The organism is Nostoc sp. CHAB 5715, assembly GCF_020829685.1.
Classification (GTDB): Bacteria; Cyanobacteriota; Cyanobacteriia; order Cyanobacteriales; family Nostocaceae; genus Nostoc.
On the sequence record NZ_JAIVFR010000984.1, the window covers coordinates 1 to 2,701 of the forward strand.

Consider the following 2,701-nt stretch of genomic DNA (forward strand, 5'->3'; position numbering starts at 1 on the left):
AGATTAAATACTCATTAGCTTATTACCCACATCTAAACAATCCTCGCTTCGTTGCTATCCCGCCTCGGAATCAATTCCCAGGCTAATAGCCTAAGTCCGTTCAAACAGACTAAATTGTAGTTAATTTGAGTCAGTTTTAACTAACTTCTGCTGTTAACCTGCGATTTGAATCGCACGCAGGCTGAAGGTATCGCCCGTCACTTGAGACTTTGAGCCTTTGAACCTGAACGTTGAGCCTTTGAACCTGAACGTTGAGCCTTTGAACCTGAACGTTGAGCCTTTGAACCTCAACGTTGAGCCTTTGAACCTCAACGTTGAGCCTTTGAACCTCGACGTTGAGCCTTTGAACCTCGACGTTGAGCCTTTGAACCTGAACGTTGAGCCTTTGAACCTGAACGTTGAGCCTTTGAACCTCAACGTTGAGCCTTTGAACCTGAACGTTGAGCCTTTGAACCTCAAATTTAGGATTTGCTACTCAAAACAGTCAAGTAAATACTGTATAGCGTTTCCTAATCACATAAGGTACATCATAGCCCCCTCCTCGCTTGCGGGGAGGGGGTTGGGGGTGGGGTTCTTGTACTTCATTCAACACAGAACCGCTATATTCCTTCCGCATCTGCCTCCTAATACTAAGGTGACTGATTTAACGCCCACTTCAACCACTGCCCAAAGGAACTTACAACATTCAACCTTTGAACTCCAGTAGCACGGGCGGCGGCGAGTCCATCAACGGCGACTAATGCGGCGTACTGCAAGCCCAAGAAACTATCAACTGCTGCATAAGGCCCACCTAAAGTAATAGCCCCAGCAGCATACATTTGACCTCTATCACTACGCATTTCTACTAATTCAAAATTGTTCGCTACAGTCAGTCGCCCCAAGTGATTCACTGGGAGATTGTAATGTTTCACAAAATCTGCTATTAGGGGATTAGCATCTACCTTGGCATCCAGTCCAGTAGCATCAACAATAAAGTCAGCTAGCAATTTCATTTCCCCAAAGCTTTGTTCTCGGATACGGGTAATAGTCCGGTTTTGGGCATCTCGTTCTACATCCAGAACCTCACCGAAGGTAATTTGATACCAGCCTTCGCTTAACCCTTGGGCGGTAATTTGCTGCCAGTCGTGGCGGTCGGCGGTGGTAGTTCCACCCCAGTCTGCTAGTAAACGCTTGCGTTCATCGGGGGTGGCTTTTTCTAACATTGCCCGGAGTTCGCCGCCCCAACAGGCTTTCGGCCAGTTAAAGGGTTGAAATTCGTAATGATTTTTGACTAGACGCTGGGTATTTTGAAATTTGTTGCCTTGAGGTTTAGGCGATCGCATTAAATGCAAAACTGCAATATTCCGATTTCGCTTTCTTGCTTCATAAATGCGCTGCACAATCCGCGAAGCCACAATTCCCCGCCCCCGAATCAATACCGTACCACCTTGTTGCTCTAGTTGCTCATAAACATGATCGTGTGCTTCATAAGCATTGACGACAGATTTAAAATCTTGATATTTTTCTCTATAAGCTTGCAAATCTGGGAGAAACTGAATTGCTGGATACCCAGTAGCTAAATGTAAATAACGACTAACTAAAATAACATAATTTCCTGGGGCGCGAGAATAGGCTATGCAATACCTGCCATCATCAGTTTTGCGAATTCCCCTAACTCGTCCATAGCGATAAATTTGATTCCAGCCAATGCGCTTCGCCTCCCTATCTATGGAATTAAAGACATTACCCGCACGAGGTGTATAAGTTTCTGCAAATGTTGGTTCAGCAAACACTTGCCACAAATACTTAAATGCTGATTTCATCTGTCGCTTAGTGCAATCGTGCCAAGCCTCACGCAAGGCATAACTAGGCCAGCCCCAAATATTATCAGGACAAGAGTCAGAATTAGAACGCAGTCTTTCATATAAAGGAATTTGCGAATTCAAACAAAGGCGCTTGTAACGAGCATAAGGTTTTGCCTCTAATCCCAAAGCCACAATTTTGTCAGCACGCACACCACTAATTCGCAGCAAATCAGCCCAAACGAAGCTACCCAGTCCCGCCCCGATCGCTAGATAATCAGATTCATCTACTGGCAGTCCCGTAGCATGAAGTGCTTGTAAAGCGACATTTTGTGCCTGAAACGCTAGTGGTGGGAAATTACTCGTCAAGGGCGTTAGCGGCTGGGCTACAGGCAAGCTGGGGTCTGGAAGATTGGTATTTGCGTTGAAATGAATCGTTGAAGGAGGGCTGGTATCTGGTGCGGGTACGTTAATAGCAAATGTCACTGTTATTAAATAGGGGCCAATTTGCAACGTATCGCCATTAGCCAGAACACTGCGCGTTTGTGGTTGACCGTTAACATACACACCATTAACGCTGCCTTGGTCAATCACTACTAGATGGTTTTGTTCCCAGTCAATTAGGGCATGGTAGCGAGAAACTTCGTTACTGTTAAGCAGCATCCGAGAAACGCGCACTCCCCTAAGTTCAGCAGGTAAGCGAGCGAATTCTCGACCAAAAGCGATCGGCATACTCAACCTTGGTTGTCGCCGTTCACCCGTCGCTGGATCGTCCCAACTCAATTGGATTTGTTCATTAGTCATTAGTCATTAGTCATTAGTCATTAGTCATTAGTCATTAGTCATTAGTCATTAGTCATTAGTCATTAGTCATTAGTCATTAGTCATTAGTCATTAGTCATTAGTCATTAGTCATTAGT

The 2,701-nt window shown here is 45.2% G+C and carries 2 protein-coding genes; one reads left to right on the plus strand and one right to left on the minus strand.

Features of this window, described 5'->3' with window-relative positions; genetic code table 11:
* The first annotated feature begins 217 nt into the window (after nt 1–217).
* A complete protein-coding gene (locus tag LC574_RS34740) occupies nt 218–706 on the plus strand; it encodes a hypothetical protein (RefSeq protein WP_229458161.1) in 489 nt (162 codons plus the stop codon).
* Here LC574_RS34740 and LC574_RS34745 read toward each other — a convergent pair.
* A complete protein-coding gene (locus tag LC574_RS34745; RefSeq protein ID WP_229458162.1) occupies nt 630–2,585 on the minus strand; it encodes an FHA domain-containing protein in 1,956 nt (651 codons plus the stop codon). The two genes, LC574_RS34740 and LC574_RS34745, sit on opposite strands and share 77 nt — an antisense overlap.
* Nucleotides 2,586–2,701: the final 116 nt, after the last annotated feature.

Coding starts and splice junctions, on each gene's coding strand:
- LC574_RS34745 (WP_229458162.1), bottom strand. CDS start 2,585: ATGACTAATGAACAAATCCAATTGAGTTGGGACGATCCAGCGACGGGT.